This is a genomic window from Pseudomonas sp. S31 (assembly GCF_016648105.1).
In the GTDB taxonomy this organism is placed as follows: Bacteria; Pseudomonadota; Gammaproteobacteria; order Pseudomonadales; family Pseudomonadaceae; genus Aquipseudomonas.
Window position 1 is genome coordinate 1 of record NZ_JACVVE010000081.1, and the last position, 2,216, is coordinate 2,216.

Consider the following 2,216-nt stretch of genomic DNA (forward strand, 5'->3'; position numbering starts at 1 on the left):
GATTTGCAGGGGGCGGATATCGAGCGTCGTACGCCGGAGGGTTTGCATGGGCGCGGATATCGAGCGCCACCACAGATGCCCCGGCGTACGGCACTCGATATCCGCCCCCCGCAAATCCCTCGACCTACGCCCACCACCCACCACGCCTTCCCATTCTTGAATTTTTTTATTAAGTCAAGTTCCACCCTGTTCAAATCCCGCCGAGCGTGCTACAACCTGAGTAAGCAATGATCTAGCTGCTTGATAACGAAGGGAAAAACATGACGAAGTCGGAGCTGATCGAACGTATTGTCACCCATCAGGGCTTGCTCTCCTCCAAGGATGTCGAGCTAGCCATCAAGACCATGCTTGAGCAGATGTCACAGTGCCTGGCCACCGGCGACCGCATCGAGATCCGCGGTTTCGGCAGCTTTTCCTTGCACTATCGCGCTCCACGCGTAGGCCGCAACCCCAAGACCGGCCAATCCGTCAGCCTCGAAGGCAAATTCGTCCCGCATTTCAAGCCGGGCAAAGAGCTGCGCGATCGTGTCAACGAAGACGAAGAAGATCACGCACACAGCTGATCCGGCAAAGGAGATCAACATGCGTAACCTCAAGCGCGCCTTGGCGGCGCTGTTCGTGCTGCTGCTGGCGGCTGTGGTGCTGTTCTTCGTGCTGGAGAACCAGCAGAGTGTCGCCCTGGTCCTGTTCGGCTGGTCCGCTCCCGCCGTGCCGGTAGCCGTCCTGATCCTGGCCGCATTGGTCGTTGGCCTGGCCGTCGGCCCATTGCTCGGCACCTATGCCTTCATGCGCAGCAAACGCAAACTGCGCCGCAGCGCCCGTCAGGAAGCGCTGGCCGGCAGCTAAGGTAGATTCCTACACCCCGTTGGGATTTACGCGCTGGGTTCACAGGCGAAGGAATGGGGTAATGCTTGCCCGTTCCTCACTCGCAAAGGACCCGCGTTATGCATTTTCCCTCGCTTACCCACCACGGCGGCGTTCGTGACGTCACCGGCTCCTGCCACCAACTGCACCTCGACGATACGACCAGTCTGCTGATCGATTGCGGGCTGGAGCAGGGTGATGAGTCTGGCGACCTAGGCTTCGATATCCAGGGCGTGCAGGCGCTGATCGTCACCCATGTCCACCTGGACCATGTCGGGCGCATTCCTGTGCTGTTCGCCGCGGGGTTCCGCGGCCCCATCTACTGCAGCGAACCCTCTGCCAAACTCCTGCCGCTGGTGCTGGAGGATGCCTACAAGCTCGGCATCAGCCGCGTGCCCGCGCATGTGGCGCGTTATCTCAAATTCCTGGAAGAACGCATCGTCCCGCTGCCGTTTGGCGAGTGGCACACCGTTGTGCAGCGCGAGAGCGTGCATTGCCGGATACGGCTGCAGCGTGCCGGGCATTTGCTTGGGTCGGCTTATGTCGAGTGCGACATTGACGTAGGTGACGAGAATTCCCGTTATGTCTTCTCCGGCGACCTGGGCGCGCCATGCAACCCGCTGCTGCGCCCGGTGGAGCCGCCTGAGCGGGCCGATGTGCTGGTATTGGAGAGCACCTATGGTGATCGCCTGCATCCGGACCGCAGCAACCGCCAGGAGCAGCTCGAACAGGCGATCGATCGGGCCTTGGCTGACCAGGGCACCATTCTTATCCCTGCGTTTAGCCTGGGGCGTACCCAGGAGCTGCTGTATGAACTGGAGGACATCCTTCATCGCAAGGCCCTGCTGGGGCGCAAGGGCGGGGCTAATGGCGACGATCCGCTGGATTGGTCGCAGTTGCCCGTCATCCTCGACTCGCCGCTCGCACAGCGCATTACCAAGGCTTACAAGGACCTGCATCAGTATTGGCGTGATGAAGCGCAGGATAGACTCGAGGAAGGGCGTAATCCCCTGGCGTTCGATCAGCTGGTGAGTGTGGATACCCATGGCAAGCATCAGCAGGTGGTGAATTATCTGCAGAGTACCGGGCGGCCGGCGATCGTGATTGCCGGGAATGGGATGTGCTCGGGTGGGCGGATTGTGAATTACCTGAAGGCGATGCTGGGGGATCCGCGGCATGAGGTGATGTTTGTGGGGTATCAGGCGAAGGGGACGCCTGGGGCGGTGATTCAGGCGTGTCAGGGGGCTGCGGGGTTTGTGGCGGTGGATCTGGATGGGGAGCGGTATGAGGGGCGGGCCAAGGTGATGAGCTTGGCGGGGTATTCGGGGCATGCGGATCAGGCGGGGTTGGTG

3 protein-coding genes are annotated in these 2,216 nt (G+C 61.1%); all 3 read left to right on the forward strand.

Annotation, left to right across the window (positions count from 1 at the left end; genetic code table 11):
* Nucleotides 1–260: 260 nt before the first annotated feature.
* The gene (gene ihfB, locus IAE37_RS28525) at nt 261–563 is read left to right on the forward strand and encodes an integration host factor subunit beta (RefSeq protein WP_201178787.1); all 303 of its coding nucleotides are present in this window, start codon (nt 261–263) and stop codon (nt 561–563) included.
* A gap of 19 nt (nt 564–582) precedes the next feature.
* The gene (locus tag IAE37_RS28530) at nt 583–846 is read left to right on the forward strand and encodes a LapA family protein (protein ID WP_201178788.1); all 264 of its coding nucleotides are present in this window, start codon (nt 583–585) and stop codon (nt 844–846) included.
* Between the two features lie 98 nt (nt 847–944).
* Nucleotides 945–2,216: MBL fold metallo-hydrolase (locus tag IAE37_RS28535; protein WP_201178789.1), on the forward strand; the 1,272-nt coding region annotated here is incomplete at its 3' end.

What these genes read in the sequence shown, in the direction of transcription:
- ihfB (WP_201178787.1), top strand. Translation starts at nt 261, where the DNA reads ATGACGAAGTCGGAGCTGATCGAACGTATTGTCACCCATCAGGGCTTG.
- IAE37_RS28530 (WP_201178788.1), top strand. Translation starts at nt 583, where the DNA reads ATGCGTAACCTCAAGCGCGCCTTGGCGGCGCTGTTCGTGCTGCTGCTG.